Raw genomic sequence first — 18,049 nt, forward strand, 5'->3', positions numbered from 1 at the left:
GGCATGTCTTCCTTGTGAAAAGCTACGGACCGTATCAGTAATGTGTATCTGTGCATTTTTCACAAACTGTACCGGTGGAAAGCCGCCGGGCTCCGTTAGTGTGGTCACACGATAACCAGAAAACGGAAATGCCTGCCATGCTTGCCTCTCTCGACCTGCTCAGCGCCTTCGTGCTGTTCGCTTTCGTCTCGTCCATCACGCCCGGCCCGAACAACACCATGTTGCTGGCCTCGGGGGTGAATTTCGGGGTGCGCCGCACCATCCCCCATGCGTTGGGGATCAGCGTCGGGTTCATGGTGCTGGTGCTGGCGGTGGGCCTGGGGCTGGGCGAGGTGTTCAAGGCCTGGCCGCCGCTGTACAGCATCCTGCGCTACGCGGGCGCCGCGTACCTGTTGTACCTGGCCTGGAAGATCGCCACCTCCGGGCCGATGTCCGGTGATACGGCCAGTGGCCGCAAACCGCTGGGCTTCTGGGGCGCGGCGGCGTTCCAGTGGGTCAACCCCAAGGCCTGGGTGATGGCGGTGGGGGCGATCACCACCTACACACCGGCCCAGGGCTATGTGTTCAACGTCATCATCATCGCTGCGGTATTCGCCCTGGTGAACCTGCCCAGCGTGGGGATCTGGGTGATGTTCGGCAGCGCGCTGCGCAACCTGTTGCGCAACCCGCGCGCGGTGGTGCTGTTCAATGTCCTGATGGCCGTGTTGCTGGTGATTTCACTGTATCCACTGCTGTTTGTAGAATCGGCGTTTTCCTGAAGCAATGAGTGCAGTCGATGGAGTTGATTCCCTGGTCCCATGAATGCGCCGAAGGCTTCACCCTGCGGGGTTGGCGCACACCACCGAGTGGCCGGCCGCTGTTGCACTTCCTGCATGGCAATGGTTTTTGCAGCCTGGCCTACCAGCCGCTGCTGATGCGCCTGGGCGAGCATTTCGACCTGTGGCTGAGTGATGTCCAGGGCCATGGCGACAGCGACCATGGTGGTGTGTTCCGCGGCTGGAACCGCACGGCGGCGCTGGCGGTGGAGGCATTCGCGGCCGAGCGTGGTGAATATGGCGAGGTGCCGCGGTATGCCGTGGGCCACAGTTTCGGTGGGGTGCTCACCGGGTTGATCCTGGCGGCCGAGCCTGGGTTGTTCCAGCGTGCGGTGTTGCTCGACCCGGTGCTGTTCAGCCGCGGCATGATCGGCATGATGGGGGCGGCGGCGATGGTCGGCCTGCACCGTCGCCACACCCTGGCGCGCAAGGCCGCGACCCGGCGTAGCCACTGGCCGGACCGCGAAGCGGCGCTGGCGTCGTTGCAGGGCAGGGGGATCTTCAAGGGCTGGAGTGACGCCGCCTTGCAGGCCTACGTGGAGCATGCCATCGGCGATTGCGGCGAGGGTGTGGTACTCAAGTGCCGGCCCAGCCGCGAAGTGGAGATCTTCAGCTCGTTCCCCGAGCGCATGTGGCAGAGCCTGATGCGTATCCAGACCCCGACGCGGATTCTCTACGGTGAACACACCTACCCCTTCGTGCCGCATTCGGTGCGGCGGCTGGCCAGTCTGAATGCCCAGGTGACCGCGCAGCAAGTGGCGGGCGGGCACTGCTTCATGCAGGAAGACCCGGCCGCCGCAGCGGAGCAGGTGGTGGCGTTCCTGCAAGCGTGATCCCAAGTTCGGCGCAGCACCTGTAGGAGCCGGCTTTGCCGGCGAACGGGGTCAGCGCGGTCAGCCCCTTCGATCAGACTGTTGTCTATTTCACGACGATTGCCTGCCGATTCGCGCGCGAACGACAGGCGCAGATTCCTTACGCTGGCGCTCCCTCAATGCGATGGAGCCCCAGCATGAACCAGGCGGTCAGCCCAGACCCACAGCCCACCCTCGAACAATCCCTTGCCCGGCGTCGACAACGCTGGCTGCGCTTCGGCCTGGCCGGCGCAGTCGGCCTGTCGCTGCTGGCCTATGGCGGCTACTGGTGGCTGGACGGGCGTTTCCTGGAGCAGACCGACGACGCCTATGTGCGCGCCGACTGGGCGCCGATCAGCGCGCGGGTCAGCGGCTATGTGGCCGAGGTGGCGGTGGCCGACAATGCCACGGTCAAGGCTGGCGACCTGCTGGTGCGCCTGGACCCACGCGACTTCCACGATCGCCTGCGCAAGGCCGAGGCGCGCCTGGCGGTGAGCGAGGCGGCCGTGCAGGTGCAGCGCATGCGCTTGCACACCTTCGCCGCCGAACAGGACGAGCAGGTCCAGGCCATCGCCCGCGCTGAAGCCGAGCGCGGCGGCAGCCGGGGCGAGGCGCAACGCGCCGCGGCGGACTGGCAACGCTACCAACGCCTGGCCGAATGGCAGGCAGCCAGCGTGCAGCGCATGGAACAGGCCCGCGCCACAAGCATCCAGGCCCACGCCCTGCAACGCGCCGCCGATGCCGAGCTTGCCCGCCAGCAAGCGCGCAAGGCGGTGCTGGCCCAGCAGGGGCGGCAACTGGAGGCCGAACTGGTGCAGCGCGAGGCAGACCTTGACCAGGCCCGCGCCGAAGCCGCGCTGGCCCGCAGCGCCCTGGCCGACACCGAGATTCGCGCACCCTTCGATGGCGTGGTGGGGCAGCGCAAGGTGCGCCAGCAGCAGTACGTCACGCCTGGCCTGCCACTGCTGGCGGTGGTGCCGGTGGCGCAGGCCTACGTGGTCGCCAACTTCAAGGAAACCCAGCTGGCCCACCTGCGCCCGGGGCAGCCGGTCACGCTTGAGGTCGACACCTTCGGCCAGCATTGGCGGGGCACGGTGGACAGCCTGTCGCCGGGCTCCGGCGCGGTGTTCGCCTTGCTGCCGCCGGACAACGCCACCGGCAACTTCACCAAGATCGTCCAGCGCTTCCCGGTGCGCATCCATCTCGATCCACCAGCCGACGACGCGCCTGGGTTGCTGCCTGGCATGTCGGTGATCGCTACCGTGGATACCCGGCAGGCACGCCATGAGCGCTGAGGAGAAGGTCAGCGCACGCGCCTGGGTGGCGGTGATCGGTGGCTTGTTCGGCTGCTTCATGGCGGGCATGAACGTGCATGTCACCAGCGCCGCCTTGCCCGAGATCGAGGGCGCGCTGGGCGCGAGCTTCGAGGAGGGCTCGTGGATCTCCACCGCCTACCTGGTGGCCGAGATCAGCATGATTCCGTTGACGGCCTGGCTGGTGCGGGTGTTTTCGTTGCGCCGGGTGATGCTGGTGGGCTCGGCGATCTTCCTGGTCAGCTCGGTGAGCTGCGCGCTGGCCCCCAGCCTGGAGGCAATGATTGCGTTGCGGGTGATCCAGGGGGCGTCCGGGGCGGTGCTGATTCCGCTGTCGATGCAGCTGATCATCACCGAGCTGCCGGCCAGCCGCATCCCGTTGGGGATGGCGCTGTTCAGCCTGGCCAATAGCGTGGCCCAGGCTGCCGGCCCGTCGATCGGTGGCTGGCTCACCGACATGTATTCCTGGCGCTGGATTTTCCTGCTGCAGTTGCCGCCCGGCGTGGCGCTGCTGGCGGCGGTGGCCTGGTCGATCAAGGGCCAGGCCGGGGACCGCAGTGCCCTGCGCCAGGCCGACTGGCTGGGCATCGCGGCCATGGCGCTGGGCCTGGGGGCGTTGCAGGTGGTGCTGGAGGAGGGCGGGCGCAAGGACTGGTTCGATTCGCGTTTCATCGTCACGTTCAGCATCGTCGCGGTGCTCGCCCTGGCGTTGTTCATCCAGCGCCAGCTGTGGGGCGCACGGCCGTTCATCAACCTGCGCCTGCTGGGCAGCTACAACTTCGGTGTCTCCAGCCTGGCCATGGCGGTATTTGGCGCGGCGACCTTCGGCCTGGTGTTCCTGGTGCCCAACTACCTGTCGCTGGTGCAGGGCTACAGCGCCAGCGAAATCGGCAAGAGCCTGATCGCCTATGGCCTGGTCCAACTGTTGCTGGCGCCGTTGTTGCCACGGTTGATGCGCTGGCTCAACGCCAAGCTGCTGGTGGCCAGCGGGTTCGCGATCATGGCCCTCGGTTGCTGGCTGGGGTCGCAACTGACGGTGGATTCGGGCAGCAATGTGATCATCCCGTCGACCGTGGTGCGTGGTATCGGCCAGCCGTTGATCATGGTGGCGCTGTCGGTGCTGGCGGTGAAGGGGCTGGACAAGGCCCAGGCGGGCTCCGCCTCGGCGTTGATCTCCATGTTGCGCAACCTGGGCGGCGCACTGGGCACGGCGTTGCTGACGCAACTGGTGTCGCAGCGTGAGCGCTTTCATTCGGTGCGGGTGGGGGAGGGGCTGACACCCTTCGATGCTGCATTACAGGCACGCCTGCCGGGCGGCTTGGTCGACCCGCAGTCGCCCGAGGTGATGCAGACCCTGGCGCTGATCGACCGCAGCGTGCGCGAGCAGGCCTACCTGATGGCCTACTCGGATGCCTTCTACCTGTCGTGCGTGGCGTTGCTGGGGTGTGCGCTGGCGGCGTTGCTGCTGCGCAGCCGCTAGGGCTTCAGGCCAGCAGGTCCTCGTGGAAGGCGCCATAGGCGTGTTCGGGGTGGGCGATCTGGATTTCCAGGATCCACAGGCCGTCATGGGGTTCGCCGGTGAAGTCGCCGAGGTCGCCGGCGCGGTAGATGGCGTGGGGGAAGTCACTGACCCGGTGGCCCTTGATGTCCATGTTCAGGCGCCAGCCCATCGCTTCAGCGCGTGCGGCGGCGAACCGGTACAGTTCGACGCCGTTGGTGCGGTGCTGGCGCCAATGGCCTTCGACCTGCTGGAAAAGGTCTTTGGCCGCCCTGGCGCACGCGGCCATCTGGGCATCGTCGCCGGTGACGAAGGTGGCGCCGGCATCACCCTCGTGGCCCTCCCACACCACGCCCATGTCGATGAAGAAGATATCGTGCTCGCCCAGCACCGGATCGCCATCGGAGCGTTGCTTGAAGGTCTTCAGTGTGTTGGCGCCGAAGCGGATGTGCGTCGGGTGCCAGATACGCTGCATGCCCAGCTCGGCCAGCACCTGCTGGGCCAGCTCGCGGGCCTGGGACTCGCGCATGCCGGGGTGGATGCCCCGGGCGATGCGCTCCACCGCCTGCCAGGTCATGGCTTGCGCGTGCTTCATCAGCGCCAGTTGGTAGGGGGCGCCTACGGCTTCCTTGGCGGCGTTGGCTGGGGACATGCCTGCACTCCTTGTGATGTCAGTCATTATTTTTTTTGACTATAGCGTTGGCTGTAGGATGTGTGCTGTCCCGCAGGGGTCGGGCTGCAGCCCACGCAGGAGCATGGCGGTCATGGCGCGTGTCGAGGCGGGTGTCGGCTTGTGCACACCGCCAGCGAACGCGGCGAAGCGAAAGGCCGCCAGCGGCGCGGACCAGAGGAACAGTAGCAGGTGCTCGGGCGCGGTGCGGGCGATCAGGCCGCGATCCATCCACGCGCTCAGGCAGGCCAGGCTTTGCCGGGCACTATGGCGCATGTCCTCGGTGCGCTGGCTCGACAGGTGATGGGCGCCATGCAGCAGTTCACGCAGCCACACCCGCGCGGCGTGCGGGTGACGCCGCGCGACAGCCGCCTTGGCCTTGAGGTAGCGGGGCAGGGCCTGCTCGGGGCTGGCGTCGGGGGCCAGGGCCTGGGAGGCGCGCAGCAGCGGCTCCATGACCGTGTCCAGAACGGCGGCATACAGCGTGTGCTTGGTGCGGAAGTAGTAGAACACGTTGGCCCGGGGCAGGCCGGCGCGGGTGGCGATGTCGTCGACGCGGGAGGCATTGAAACCGTGGAGGGCGAACTCTTCGCTGGCGGCGTCGAGGATCAGTTGCAGGTTGCGGTCGCGGATACTGGGCATGGCAGGGACTTCTGAATCGCTATGTTTAAAAGTATATAGCGATACGCGATAGCCCTGCACCCCTCGAATTCAAGCCGGGCCTTCTACCCGGCTCGAACGCATTCAGCTCGCCTGGTCGAGCCAGGTGTGGATCTGCTCCAGGGTGGCCGTGGCACCGCCGCAGACGATCACCAGCACATTGCCTTGCGCAGGCAGCGCCTCGGGGTGGTTCAGCAAGGCCAGCGCCGCGCCGCACGCAGGCTCGACCAGCAGTCGATGGTCGAACAGGAATCGCTCGCAAGCCTCGAGTGCCTCGCGGTCCGTGACCAGGTGGCTGTGCAGCGGGTGGGTGAGTGCGCAGGTCATTGCCTGCTCGGCCACGCGTTTGGCGCCCAGAGAGGTGGCCACCGAGGTGATGGCCGGCAGTTCCACGGTATGCCCGGCAGCGATGGCCGCGTGTAGCGAGGCGGCGCCTTCGGTTTCCACGGCGAGCACCGGCACATCGTGCCAGCCGTTGCGTTCAAGGCCCTCGACCACACCGCTGAGCAAGCCGCCACCGCCGACCGAGAGCACCACCGCATCAGGCTTGAAGCCCGCCGCCGCCACCTCGTCGATCATGCTGGCATGGCCCTGCCACAGCAGCGGGTCGTCGAAGGGGTGGATGAAGGCGTCGTCCGGGCCGAGCAGCGTCTGTGCATGGGCGTTGGCTTCCTGCCACGAGCCGCCCTGGACCACTACCGTGGCGTCTTCGAGGCGCAGCAGCGCCTTGGCGCGCTCGGTGGTGGTCTCGGGCACCACCACGGTGACCGGCACACCCAGCTTGCGCCCGGCGTAGGCCACCGCCAGCCCGGCGTTGCCACCGGACGAGGAGACGAAATGGCGGGCACCCCGGGCATGGTGCGTTTCGCAGGCATGGCCGACGCCGCGCAGCTTGAACGAACCGCACGGCTGCAGGGCTTCGAGCTTGAGCCAGACTGGGCGGCCGGCGGCCAGCGACAGTGGGCGGGACTCGATCAACGGGGTGGCGATGTGCAAGGGCATGGGGGGCTCCGTGGCGTCAGTCGCGGGCAGCCGACGCGTGTTCGCCGCGCAGCTGCTCCAGGTAGTTGTAGATGGTGTAGCGGGTCACGCCGAGGGCTTCGGCGGCTTTCTCCACGCCACCCTTGACGATGAACAGGCCGCGCTCCTGCATCACGCGCACGGCCTCGACCTTGGCCTGCTTGTTCATCCGGCCCTGGCCGCTGCGCTGCAGCGAGGCCTGGATGATCTCGGCCATCAGCACGGTCATGTCGGCGGGTTCGCTGGCGGCGGGTGGCGCAGGCGTGGCGCCGAGGGGCTGGAAGTGCTGGAGGAAGGCCAGGGCCGCGTCGAGGCCGGTGACGTCGGTGTTCACGCACAGGCTGGCGAAGGGGTGGCCGTGACGGTCGCGGAAGATGGCCGTGGCACTGCGCAAGGTGCGGCCCTTCAAGGTGGTGGGGTAGTCGGGCAGTACCACTGGCTCGCAGCCCTGCTGGTCGGCAGAGGCCTGCATCAGGGCCTTGAAGCCCAGGTCCTGCTCGGGGGCGGCGAGGATCGGGCTGCCGACCTGGCGGCCGGAAAGGTGGCCGTTGACGATGGCCACCACGGAGTGTTCCGGGTGGTCGAGGTCGTGCAGGAGGATTTCCAGGTTCCGCGGGGCGATGCTGCCCAGGGCCTGGAGTGTGGCCTTGAGGACGGTGAGGGTGAGTTGGCGTTCTTGGGCGGGGGTCATGGCATCATGCAAGTATCAACATAAAGTTGATATTTGCATGATTTGTTGAAATCACCAAGGTGTTTCTTGTAGGAGCCAGCCTTGCTGGCGAACCGGCCTCATGGCAAGGCTGCGCCTTGCGTTCGCCAGCAAGGCTGGCTCCTACAAGAAAAAGGGGCGCTTACGTGAATCAGCCCAGCTTGGGGGTGCGCGGCGGGATCATGCGGCGCGAGCCGGTCGACTCGAAGGCGGCGGCGAATTTCAACAGATTGTTGTCGCTGTACGCACGGCCCGCGAAGGTCAGGCCCACCGGCATGCCGATATCGGCCATCACACCCATGGGCACGGTCACGGTCGGCACGCCCAGGTGACGGATCGCCAGGTTGCCGTTGGCCACCCAGATGCCGTTGCTCCAGGCGATGTCCGCCGATTCGGGGTTGACGTCGGCATCGGCCGGGCCCACGTCGGCCACGGTCGGGAACAGCACCGCGTCCAGGCCCTTTTCGTCCATCCAGTCTTCCAGGTCTTGCTTGCGGGTCTGTTCCAGGCCGCGCAGGCCATCGGGCACGGTGGCGATCTGGTCCCAGGTCTTGAGCCCGCGCTTGGCCATGTTGACGTACTCGTCCATGCCGGCAGCCAGGTCGTCCTCACGGTTGGGCAGGGTGCCCGGGTCGTGGGGGAAGATCTGCGGGCCGTCGACATCGGCGAGGCGGTTGAGCTTGGGGTCGTCGTTGGCACGCAGGAAGTCATCGAAGGCCCAGCCGGACAGCTCCCACAGCTCGTCATGCAGGAATTCCTTGCTGACGATGCCGCGGTTGTACACGGTCGGCGCGCCGGGGCGATCGCCCTCGCAGTTGGAGACCAGCGGGAAGTCGGTCTCGACCACTTCGGCGCCGGCTGCTTCCAGGGCCTGGCGCGCCTGTTGCCACAGCTCGATTACGCTGGCGCGGGTGTGGATGCGCTGGCCGGTCGGGCCGCCAATGCCAGGCTTTTCGGACGTACCGGCTTCGGCGTCGGCGTTGATATACATGCGTGGCACGCCGAAACGCTTGCCCTTGAGCGAGTCGGCGTTCGCCGCCAAGTCCAGGTACGAAGCCGGGCGCACGCTGGAGGCGGCCGGGATCGGCACCCATGGCTGCAGGCGCCACAGGTCGCCGCGCGTGTCGGCGTCGTCGGCCACCACCACGTCCAGGATTTCCAGCAGGTCGGCCATGGTTCGCGCGTAGGGCACGACCACGTCCATGGTCGGGGTCAGCGGCCAGTTGCCGCGCACCGAGATCACCCCGCGCGACGGGGTGTAGGCGCACAGGCCGTTGTTCGAGGCCGGGCCACGGCCACTGGACCAGGTTTCCTCGGCCAGGCCGAAGGCGCTGTAGCTGGCGGCGGTGGCGGTGCCGGCGCCGTTGGAAGAGCCGGAGGCGAACGGCGCGGTCAGGTAGTTGGCGTTGTACGGGCTCTCGGCGCGACCGTAGACGCCGCGCTGCATGCCGCCGTTGGCCATGGGCGGCATGTTGGTCTTGCCCAGGCAGATGGCGCCGCCGGCGCGCAGGCGCTCGACGGTGAAGGCGTCGCGCTGGGCGACCAGGTCCTTGAACGCCGGGCTGCCGGAGGCGGCGGTCAGGCCCTTGACCAGGTAGCTGTCCTTGGCGGTGTAGGGGATGCCGTCCAGCGGACCGAGGGTCTGGCCTCGGGCGCGACGGGCATCGGAGGCCGCAGCCTCGTTGAGCGCTTCAGGGTTGCGTGCCACCACGGCGTTGAGGGCGGTGGCGGTGTCGGCCCCATCGTAGGCGTCGATGCGGGCCTGGTAGGCCTTTACCAGCTCGACCGCAGTGGTGCGGCCGGACGCGAGCGCGTCGCGCAGCTCGGCAATGGAAACCTCGGTTACCTCGATCATGCTGTCACCAGTTGTGCAGGTGGAAATCATGGCGGCGAGTGTAGCAAGAAGGTCTTGCCGGGCGCAGGCATGCAGCGGGGAAATGCTTCGTTGCAGCGCGGCATTCTGGCCGCGCTGCGCAATCAGTCCTCAACCCTGGCGCGATCCCTGTAGGAGCGGCTTTCAGCCGCGAAAGGGCCGCAAAGCGGCCCCGGCGATCTATGTAAATGCTGAAGCCCTGGGGCCGCTGCGCAGCCCCTTCGCGGCTGAAGGCCGCTCCTACAGGGTAAGGCGTAAATCCCGATGGTCAGCCCAGGTCGGCCGCCGAGTGGCGCTCCGGTACCTGGCTGGCTTCGTCACCCCAGGTGCGGTTGACCCGGGTGCCGCGCTGTACCGCGGGGCGCTGGGCGATGGCTTCGGCCCAGCGTTGCACATGCGGGTACTCGTGAACCGCCAGGAACTCGGCCGCGCCATACAGGTTGCCGCGCACCAGCTGGCCATACCACGGCCACACGGCGATGTCGGCGATGCTGTATTCGTCGCCGCCCAGGTAGGCGCTTTCAGCCAGGCGGCGCTCAAGCACATCGAGCTGGCGCTTGGCTTCCATGGTGAAGCGGTTGATGGCGTACTCGAACTTTTCCGGCGCATACACGTAGAAGTGGCCAAAACCGCCGCCCAGGTAAGGTGCCGAACCCATCTGCCAGAACAGCCAGTTGAGGGTTTCCGTGCGGGCGGCCAGCGATTTTGGCAGGAACGCGCCGAATTTCTCGGCCAGGTACAGCAGGATCGAGCCAGACTCGAACACCCGCACCGGCGGCTCGACACTGCGGTCGAGCAGGGCGGGGATCTTCGAGTTGGGGTTGACCCCGACGAAGCCGCTGCCGAACTGGTCGCCTTCGCCGATGCGGATCAGCCAGGCGTCATATTCGGCGCCCGTGTGGCCGAGGGCCAGCAGTTCTTCGAGCAGGAGGGTCACCTTCACGCCGTTGGGCGTGGCCAGCGAGTACAACTGCAGCGGGTGCTTGCCCACGGGCAGGTCCTTGTCGTGGGTCGGGCCGGCCACCGGGCGGTTGATGCTGGCGAACTGGCCGCCGGACGGCGCTTCGTGAGTCCAGACCTTGGGCGGGACGTAAGGGTGCTTGCTCATGCGTGAAACTCCTTGAGGCTCGATACGGGCACATACACGTGTGGACTCGCATCTATGCCATGGGTTCGGCGCAAAGGGCAAATGCAATGGGCGCGGGCGGGTGGTGCAAGGGGGAGGGCGTGTGGACCGGTTCGCCAGCAAGCTGGCTCCTACAGGTGCCCGTAGGAGCCGGCTTGCCGGCGAACACCGGCAAGGCCGGTGCCAGTCACAGGGGTCAGAAGCTGTAGTCGACCGTGGCGAAGTACGAGCGCGGCGCGCCCAGCAACCACTGCTCGCCACTGTGGGCCGAGACCACATAGTCGCGGTTGAACAGGTTGTTCACCTGCAGGCCCAGGCGCACGTCCGGCAGTACCTGCCAGCCGAGGTTGGCATCCACCACGGTATAGCCCGGCACGGACTGTTCATTGTCGACACTGGCATAGCGCTCATCCACATAACGCAGGCCCACGCCAGCATCCACCGCCTGGCCGAAGCCCTTGCTCAACCACAGGTTGGCGGTGCGCCGCGGCACGTTGGCGGGGCGGTTGCCAGCACGGTCCATCACGCCTTGCGAGGTGCTCTGCAGGTACTCGTCGTACTTGGCCCGCACCAGCGCGGCGTTGGCCGACAGCTGCCACTGGTTGCCCAGCGCCAGTTCCAGCGAGGCTTCCAGGCCATCGGAGGTCTGCTGCCCGGCCTGCTGCTGGGTCTTGCTGGCCGGGTCGTAGACCAGCAGCTTCTTCTTGACGATATGGTAGGCCGCCAGGGTCCATTCGCCCTGGCCTTCCCAGAAGCGCTGCTTGACGCCGAACTCCGTCTGCTTCGCCTCGGTGAGGTCGAAGTCCATCTGCTTCTGGCTGAGGCTGATCAGGTTGCCGACGCCGTCTTCACTGGTGGAGTACTGGCCATAAACCGACAGGTCGTCGCTGAGCGCATAGACCAGCCCGGCGCGCCAGTTGCCGCCGCGCAGGCTGACGTCGCTGCGCGAGCCATCGACCAGGTTGTCGCGGTCGATATGGTTCTGGTCGCGGCGCACGCCGGTGACCAGCGACAGGCGCTCGGTCAGCTGGGTGCGGTTTTCCGCGAACAAGGCGACGGTGTGGGTGCTGGACAGGGTCTGCGGGCGCAGCGGCGAGGCGCTGTGGAACCCACCCGGTGCCGGGCTCCACGGGTCGACCAGGTCGACGCCGTCGTCGATGTAGGGCGAATTGCTGTCGACGTTGAAGCGGATCTTGTTGTACTCGACGCCAACCACCGTCTTGCTGGCCAGGCCGAACAGCCCGTGGTCAAAGGTGAAGCTCTGGCGATCGCCGAACTGCTCCTGGTTGTGCTTGATTTCCAGGTAGCTGCCCCGCTGCAGCAGGCCTTCATCGGTGTTCCAGGTGTAGTCCTCGGCGTTGCGCCAGTGGCGGCGGCTCTTGATGTAGTACAGCTGGTTGCTGGCCGAGACCGTGTCGCTGAGGGTCCAGTCGGTGGTCAGGCGCGTCCATTCATCGTGGTAGCGCTGCACATCGTTCTGCACGTTGTAGTTCTTCTTGCGCAGGCTATCGCGGTAGTGGCCGTCGATCAGCGGCGTGCCGTAGTAGTTGGCGGGCTCGGCATCGCCACGTTCGTGGGCGAGGGTGAAACTCAGGTCGTCGCTGGCATCGAAGCGCAGGGCGGCGCTGAGCGACAGGTTGCGCGAGTCGGTGCGGTCGACCCAGCCGTTGCCTTCCTGCTTGTTGAGTGTGACCCGGTAGCTCAGGCGTTCGCTCAGGCTGCCGCCGCTGTCCAGGCCCAGTTGCTGGCGGTCCCAGGAACCGTAGCCCAGGCGCAGGTGGTTGTGGATTTCGCCGGCGAAGGGTTTTTTCGGGATCACGTTGACCACCGCGCCGGTGGCCCCTTCGCCGTACAGCACCGAGGCCGGGCCGCGCAGCACGTCGATGCGCTCGACCATCCACGGGTCGACCGGGAAGGTGAGGGTGCCGGCGCCGGTGTACAGTCGCGCGCCGTCGAACAGTGTCATCACCGAGCCCTGGCCGCTGAAACCGCGCGCCGACAGGCCTGTGCCGCCATCACCGGGGGTGCCGATGAAGGTGATGCCCGGGGAGCGGGTCACGGCGTCCTGCACGGTGAGGTTGTTGCGTTGCAGGATCTGCTCGGCGGTGATGCTGCTGGTGCTGGCCGGGGTTTCCAGGGCGCTGAGGTTCAGCCGTGAACCGGCCTGGGTCGGGGTGGCCAGGTCGATGGCCGAGGGCTCGCGGGTTTCGGTGATTGCCGTGGAGGGCAGGGTGAGCGGGGCACCCTCGTGGTCGTCGGCCAGGGCCGGGAGCGAGACGGCCAGGCAGGCCGCCAGGGTGTGAAGCTTGTTGAATCGGGACATGTCGTTCCACTGCTGCAGGAATGAATGGATCCCGGTGGAAAACACGCAAAGGCGAACCACATACGCAGGCGCGCACGCGATGACCGGCCTGCGCCCGCCCACCGCGGGTTGCCAAGTAAGGCTTCAGGCCGGTCTCCGGGCTTGCGAGGGGCATGAAACCTTCACCTTCCCATGCGGGTGCACAGTGGTCTGTCGAAGGGTTCGCTCGCTTACCGTTGCGGGGGCAGCGCCGGACTTGTCGTGAACACGACTCACCGGCTTCCCGTTTCACCCTGCGCGCGGCGGCGCAGGACACCTGAAACTGGCGCGCATCTGACCATCGAACGAGAGGGGAGTCAATCATCTGGATGGGCCAGGCCTGTCGGTGCGCGACAGGCCTGGCCCGGGGCGTTCAATGCCCGAACGCTTTCAGGCTGCCCTTGCGGTTGGCTTCATAGGCCTCCTGTTCCATGGGCTTTGCCTGGGGGTTGCCCAGGTCTTCCATGGCCAGCCGGTGGGTCTCCGGCGCGAGGTACGCCGCGAACGCGCACACGCAGGTGATGAAGAACGCCAGCCCGCCCACCACCAGCGGGATGTTGTCCGAGCCCGGTGGCGCCACGGTGGCGAACAGTGCCGGCAGCATGGCGGTGAGCATGGTGCCGACGTTCTGCGCGATGGCCATGGCCGAAACCCGGTAGCGGGTCTGGAACAGCTCGGGGTAGAAACTTGGGAACACCGCGTTGTAGCCCTGGTAGACCACGCCCCACATGACGATCGAGGCGGCGAAGGCCAGCGGCACGTTGTGGATGCTGATTGCATACAGGTAGACGAACGCCAGCAGGCCCGAGCCCAGGCAACCGGCGATCATGGTCGGGCGACGGCCGATGCGGTCGGAGAGGTTGCCGACGAAGGGGATCACCAGCACCGCGACGATATTGCCCACCACCGGAATCCACAGGTACACGCTCTTGTCGAAGCCGACGCCGTAGGCCGGCTGCACCGCATAGGCCGCGCCGAAGATGGTGGCGACCACCGGGATCACGTTCATCAGCGCCATGAACATCACCAGCACCATGTGCTTCCAGCTGTGGCGGAAGGCCTCGCTGATCGGCGACTTGGCCACCTTGGCCTGTTGCTCTTCCTGAACGAAGGCCGGGGTCTCGTGGACTTCCTTGCGGATGATGAAACCGGCCACCAGCACCAGCGCGCTCATCAGGAACGGAATGCGCCAGCCCCATTCGTTGAAGGCTTCGCTCGGCATGAAGTAGGCCAGCGGCAGGAACACTGCCGCCGCCATCACCTGGCCGGCCTGCACGCCCTGCAGCGTATAGCTGGCGTAGTAGCCACGGCGACCGAACGGCGCGTGCTCCATGATCATCGAGCTGGCCCCGGAGATCTCGCCGGCCACGGCGAAGCCCTGGACCAGGCGCAGCAGCACCAGCAACGCCGGGGCGAGCAGGCCGATGTCGTGGTAGGTGGGCAGCAGGCCCACGGCCATGGTCGACAGGCCCATCAGGAACATGCACAGCAGCAGCACGTTCTTGCGCCCGCGGGTATCGCCCCAGTGGCCGAGCACGAAGGCGCCCACCGGGCGGGCCAGGTAGCCGACGCCATAGGTGGCCAGCGAGGCGATGATGGCCATCTTCGGGTCGGTGGAGGGGAAGAAGATCTGCGGGAAGATCAGCGCCGCGGCCTGGGCATAGATGAAGAAGTCGTAGTACTCGAGGGCAGAGCCGATCCACCCGCTGGCGGTGGCTTTCTTGGCTTGGGAGCTTGAGCGGGCCATGTTGTCTCCGTTGTTCTTGTCGGTGGCCGGAAGGTCAGCGCGCACGGGGCGCGTGAACCGGGGGGCGGTAAGGAGAAGACGAACGTGGCGGTGCGGATCGCAGGGCGAGGAACGTGAGCATAGGTCGGTACCCGTTTTATTGAACTTATTATGTGGTGACGTTGGGTGGTGCGGCGCAGGACCCGCCGAGTAACCGGCGTGGCAGCGAGAAAGGCCGGCGGGCCTGCGACTGGTGTTCATGGTTGTTCACGGGGGTGGGTGAATCAATTCGCTGGAACGGGTTTTGTTCGGTAATCGAACAAAAACTAACTGTTCCGTACAAAGTTCATTGCCGGGGTGACTTTACCTGCGAATAATCGGTCGTGCCAGGCCGGTCGACGCGTCATCGGCCTGGCACGACCTCTGTAGGAGCGGCTTCAGCCGCGATCATCCGCAAAGCGGATGCCAGGCACCCCGGCGCCTGCATCGCGGCTGAAGCCGCTCCTACAGGGGGGCGCAGCCCCAAGCCTCCGACAACAAGGAACCCCAGCATGCAGAGTTCGATTGCCACCGTGTCCCTCAGCGGCACCCTGCCGGAAAAGCTCGAAGCCATCGCCGCAGCGGGTTTCGACGGCGTCGAGATCTTCGAGAACGACCTGCTGTACTACGCCGGTAGCCCGCGCGAGGTGCGTCAGATGTGCGCCGACCTCGGCATCGCCATCACCCTGTTCCAACCCTTCCGCGACTTCGAGGGCTGCCGCCGCGACCGCCTGCACAAGCAGCTCGACCGCGCCGAGCGCAAGTTCGACCTGATGCAGGAGCTGGGCACCGACCTGGTGCTGGTGTGCAGCAACGTCCAGCCCGACGCCCAGGGCGACGAGCAGTTGCTGGTGGACGACCTGCGCCTGCTCGCCGAGCATGCCGGTGATCGCGGCCTGCGCATCGGCTACGAGGCCCTGGCCTGGGGGCGCCACGTCAACACCTACCAGCAGGCCTGGAACCTGGTGCGCCAGGCCGACCACCCGGCGCTGGGGCTGATCCTCGACAGCTTCCATACGCTCTCGCTCAAGGGCGACCCCAGGGGCATCCGCGATATCCCCGGCGACAAGATCTTCTTCGTGCAGATGGCCGACGCGCCGATCCTGGCCATGGATGTGCTGGAGTGGAGCCGGCATTTTCGCTGTTTCCCGGGGCAGGGTGAGCTGAACCTGGCCGGCTTCCTCGCACCGATCCTCGCCACCGGCTATCGCGGCCCGCTGTCGCTGGAAATCTTCAACGATGGCTTCCGCGCGGCACCGCCCCGGCAGAATGCCGCCGACGGCCTGCGTTCGCTGCTGTACCTGGAGGAGAAGACCCGTCGCCAGCTCGAGCGCGAAGCCCGGCAGGTGGAGCCCGGCGTGCTGTTCGCGCCGCCCTCGGCCAGCCGCTACGACGGCGTGGAGTTTCTTGAGTTCGCGGTCGACGAGGCGGTGGGCGCGCGGCTCGGGGTGTGGCTCAAGCGCCTGGGTTTCGCCGAGGCGGGCGAGCATCGCAGCAAGGCCGTGCGTCTGATGCGCCAGGGTGATATCAACATCGTGCTCAATGCCGAACCGTATTCCTTCGCCCACAACTTCTTCGAGGCCCATGGGCCCTCGTTGTGCGCCACTGCCTTGCGGGTGAAGGACGGCCAGGCGGCCTTGCAGCGCGCCACCGCCTACCGGGGCCAGCCGTTCCGTGGCCTGGTCGGCCCCAACGAGCGACAGATCCCGGCGGTGCGTGCGCCGGATGGCAGCCTGCTGTACCTGGTGGAGCAAGAGGCCCACGGCCAGACCATCTACGACAGCGATTTCCACCTCGCGCCCGGCGCGCAGGGCACGGGCGGGCTGCAACGGATCGACCACATGGCCCTGGCCCTGCCGGCCGAGGCGCTGGACAGCTGGGTGCTGTTCTACAAGAGCCTGTTCGACTTTACCGCCGATGACGAGGTGGTGCTCCCCGACCCCTACGGCCTGGTCAAGAGCCGCGCGCTACGCAGCCCTTGTGGCACGTTGCGGCTGCCGCTGAACATCTCCGAGAACCGCAACACCGCCATCGCCCATGCCTTGTCCAGCTACCGGGGCTCGGGGGTGCACCATATCGCCTTCGACTGCGACGACATTTTCCGCGAAGTGGTGCGGGCCAAGGAGGCCGGGGTGCCGCTGCTGGAAATCCCGCTGAACTATTACGACGACCTGGCGGCGCGGTTCGAGTTCGGCGACGAGTTCCTCAGCGAGCTGGCGTACTACAACGTGCTGTACGACCGCGACGCCCAGGGCGGTGAGCTGTTCCACGTGTACACCGAACCGTTCGAGGAGCGCTTCTTCTTCGAGATCATCCAGCGCAAGGGCGGCTATGCCGGGTATGGCGCGGCCAATGTCGCGGTGCGCCTGGCGGCGATGGCCAAGCGGCGCAGCGAACGCCCGCGCCCAACCCTGTAGGAGCCAGCTTGCTGGCGAACCAGGTGATGCACGGTTTCAGGGGCAGCGTCTGCCCCGGTTCGCCAGCAAGGCTGGCTCCTACAGGAGCGGGGGCCTAACAGCGCGCTTCCCTGCACCGCCCGGCTCACGGATAATCCCCCGGATTCCTATAACGAGCCTGTGAGTCGGTATGCGTGATTCGGTAGCCAAGCCTGAAGTCGAAGGGGCGCGCAAGACGCGCAAGAACAACCCGGAGAAGACCCGCGAAAACATCCTCCAGGCCGCCATCACCGAGTTCGTCCAGCAAGGCCTGGCCGGCGCCCGGGTCGACGCCATCGCCGAGCGCACCGCCACCTCCAAGCGCATGATCTACTACTACTTCGGCAGCAAGGAGCAGCTGTATGTCGAGTGCCTGGTCAAGCTCTACGGCGATATCCGCAAGACCGAACAGCGCCTGGACCTCGAGTCGCTGCCCGCCGAACAGGCGATCCGCCGCCTGGTGGAGTTCACCTTCGACCACCACGACCACAACGTCGATTTCGTGCGCATCGTCTGCACCGAGAACATCCACTACGGCGAGTACGTCAAGCAGTCGCCAGTGATCCGCGAGATGAGCAGCCTGGTGCTCGAAACCCTCGGTCGCACCCTGCAACGGGGCGTGGAGGAGGGCGTGTTCCGCCCGGGCATCGAGGTGATCGACCTGCACATGCTGATGAGTTCGTTCTGCTTCTACCGGGTGTCCAACCGCCACACCTTCGGCGACATCTTCCAGATCGACCTGGCCGACGAGCAGATCAAGCTGCGCCACAAGCAGATGATCGGTGACGCGGTGATGCGCTACATCAAGGCCTGACCTGGCGGCACTGCAGCATTAGCGAGGCTCATGCTTGTCGCCAATGCAGCCCGTTTTACATTTTCATGACCACTGCCCAGAATCCCCCTCGCAAAACGTTATAAGCATATTCCCTCGTATCAGGAAGATGCTTCGCATCAAGGACGATGCACTCTTCAC

The 18,049-nt window shown here is 66.5% G+C and carries 14 protein-coding genes and 1 riboswitch; of the genes, 6 read left to right on the forward strand and 8 right to left on the reverse strand.

Annotated features, from left to right (window positions below; translation table 11 throughout):
* Nucleotides 1-128: 128 nt before the first annotated feature.
* The 4 genes from PSEEN_RS09305 (at nt 129) to PSEEN_RS09320 (ending at nt 4,459) form a co-directional block, all read left to right on the forward strand.
* Nucleotides 129-758, forward strand: coding sequence for a LysE family translocator (locus tag PSEEN_RS09305; RefSeq protein ID WP_193383913.1), 630 nt, complete (start codon nt 129-131; stop codon nt 756-758).
* Nucleotides 759-775: 17 nt separating this feature from the next.
* Entirely contained in the window at nt 776-1,648 is an 873-nt protein-coding gene (locus PSEEN_RS09310) for an alpha/beta fold hydrolase (protein ID WP_011533239.1), read from the forward strand.
* Between the two features lie 176 nt (nt 1,649-1,824).
* Entirely contained in the window at nt 1,825-2,961 is a 1,137-nt protein-coding gene (locus PSEEN_RS09315) for an HlyD family secretion protein (RefSeq protein WP_011533240.1), read from the forward strand.
* A complete protein-coding gene (locus tag PSEEN_RS09320) occupies nt 2,951-4,459 on the forward strand; it encodes an MDR family MFS transporter (protein ID WP_011533241.1) in 1,509 nt (502 codons plus the stop codon). Before PSEEN_RS09315 ends, PSEEN_RS09320 begins: the two co-directional genes overlap by 11 nt.
* A gap of 4 nt (nt 4,460-4,463) precedes the next feature.
* Here PSEEN_RS09320 and PSEEN_RS09325 read toward each other — a convergent pair whose 3' ends face one another.
* The 8 genes from PSEEN_RS09325 to PSEEN_RS09360 form a co-directional block, all read right to left on the reverse strand.
* A complete protein-coding gene (locus PSEEN_RS09325; RefSeq protein WP_011533242.1) occupies nt 4,464-5,129 on the reverse strand; it encodes a M24 family metallopeptidase in 666 nt (221 codons plus the stop codon).
* Nucleotides 5,130-5,168: 39 nt separating this feature from the next.
* Complete coding sequence (locus PSEEN_RS09330; RefSeq protein WP_011533243.1) at nt 5,169-5,789, reverse strand: TetR family transcriptional regulator C-terminal domain-containing protein; 621 nt, start codon at nt 5,787-5,789, stop codon at nt 5,169-5,171.
* A 102-nt stretch (nt 5,790-5,891) separates the two neighbouring features.
* Nucleotides 5,892-6,809, reverse strand: a complete 918-nt coding sequence (locus PSEEN_RS09335) for a pyridoxal-phosphate dependent enzyme (RefSeq protein WP_011533244.1) — start codon at nt 6,807-6,809, stop codon at nt 5,892-5,894.
* 16 nt (nt 6,810-6,825) lie between these two features.
* A complete protein-coding gene (locus PSEEN_RS09340) occupies nt 6,826-7,518 on the reverse strand; it encodes a helix-turn-helix transcriptional regulator (RefSeq protein WP_044487927.1) in 693 nt (230 codons plus the stop codon).
* 169 nt (nt 7,519-7,687) lie between these two features.
* Nucleotides 7,688-9,391 carry an amidase gene (locus PSEEN_RS09345; protein WP_011533246.1) on the reverse strand — a complete coding sequence of 568 codons (1,704 nt, stop codon included), beginning with the start codon at nt 9,389-9,391 and terminating at the stop codon, nt 7,688-7,690.
* Between the two features lie 286 nt (nt 9,392-9,677).
* Nucleotides 9,678-10,517 carry a glutathione-dependent disulfide-bond oxidoreductase gene (yghU, locus tag PSEEN_RS09350; protein ID WP_011533247.1) on the reverse strand — a complete coding sequence of 280 codons (840 nt, stop codon included), beginning with the start codon at nt 10,515-10,517 and terminating at the stop codon, nt 9,678-9,680.
* Nucleotides 10,518-10,731: 214 nt separating this feature from the next.
* The gene (locus PSEEN_RS09355; protein WP_011533248.1) at nt 10,732-12,858 is read right to left on the reverse strand and encodes a TonB-dependent receptor; all 2,127 of its coding nucleotides are present in this window, start codon (nt 12,856-12,858) and stop codon (nt 10,732-10,734) included.
* A gap of 109 nt (nt 12,859-12,967) precedes the next feature.
* Nucleotides 12,968-13,172, reverse strand: a riboswitch (cobalamin riboswitch).
* 77 nt (nt 13,173-13,249) lie between these two features.
* A complete protein-coding gene (locus PSEEN_RS09360; RefSeq protein ID WP_011533249.1) occupies nt 13,250-14,623 on the reverse strand; it encodes an MFS transporter in 1,374 nt (457 codons plus the stop codon).
* A 530-nt stretch (nt 14,624-15,153) separates the two neighbouring features.
* Here PSEEN_RS09360 and quiC point away from each other — a divergent pair.
* Together quiC and PSEEN_RS09370 are read left to right on the forward strand one after the other, a co-directional pair.
* A complete protein-coding gene (gene quiC / locus PSEEN_RS09365) occupies nt 15,154-17,058 on the forward strand; it encodes a 3-dehydroshikimate dehydratase QuiC (RefSeq protein ID WP_011533250.1) in 1,905 nt (634 codons plus the stop codon).
* Between the two features lie 169 nt (nt 17,059-17,227).
* Nucleotides 17,228-17,890: a TetR/AcrR family transcriptional regulator gene (locus PSEEN_RS09370; RefSeq protein WP_011533251.1), complete on the forward strand. Its 663-nt coding sequence runs from the start codon at nt 17,228-17,230 to the stop codon at nt 17,888-17,890.
* Nucleotides 17,891-18,049: the final 159 nt, after the last annotated feature.

This window comes from Pseudomonas entomophila L48, from assembly GCF_000026105.1.
Classification (GTDB): Bacteria; Pseudomonadota; Gammaproteobacteria; order Pseudomonadales; family Pseudomonadaceae; genus Aquipseudomonas; species Aquipseudomonas entomophila.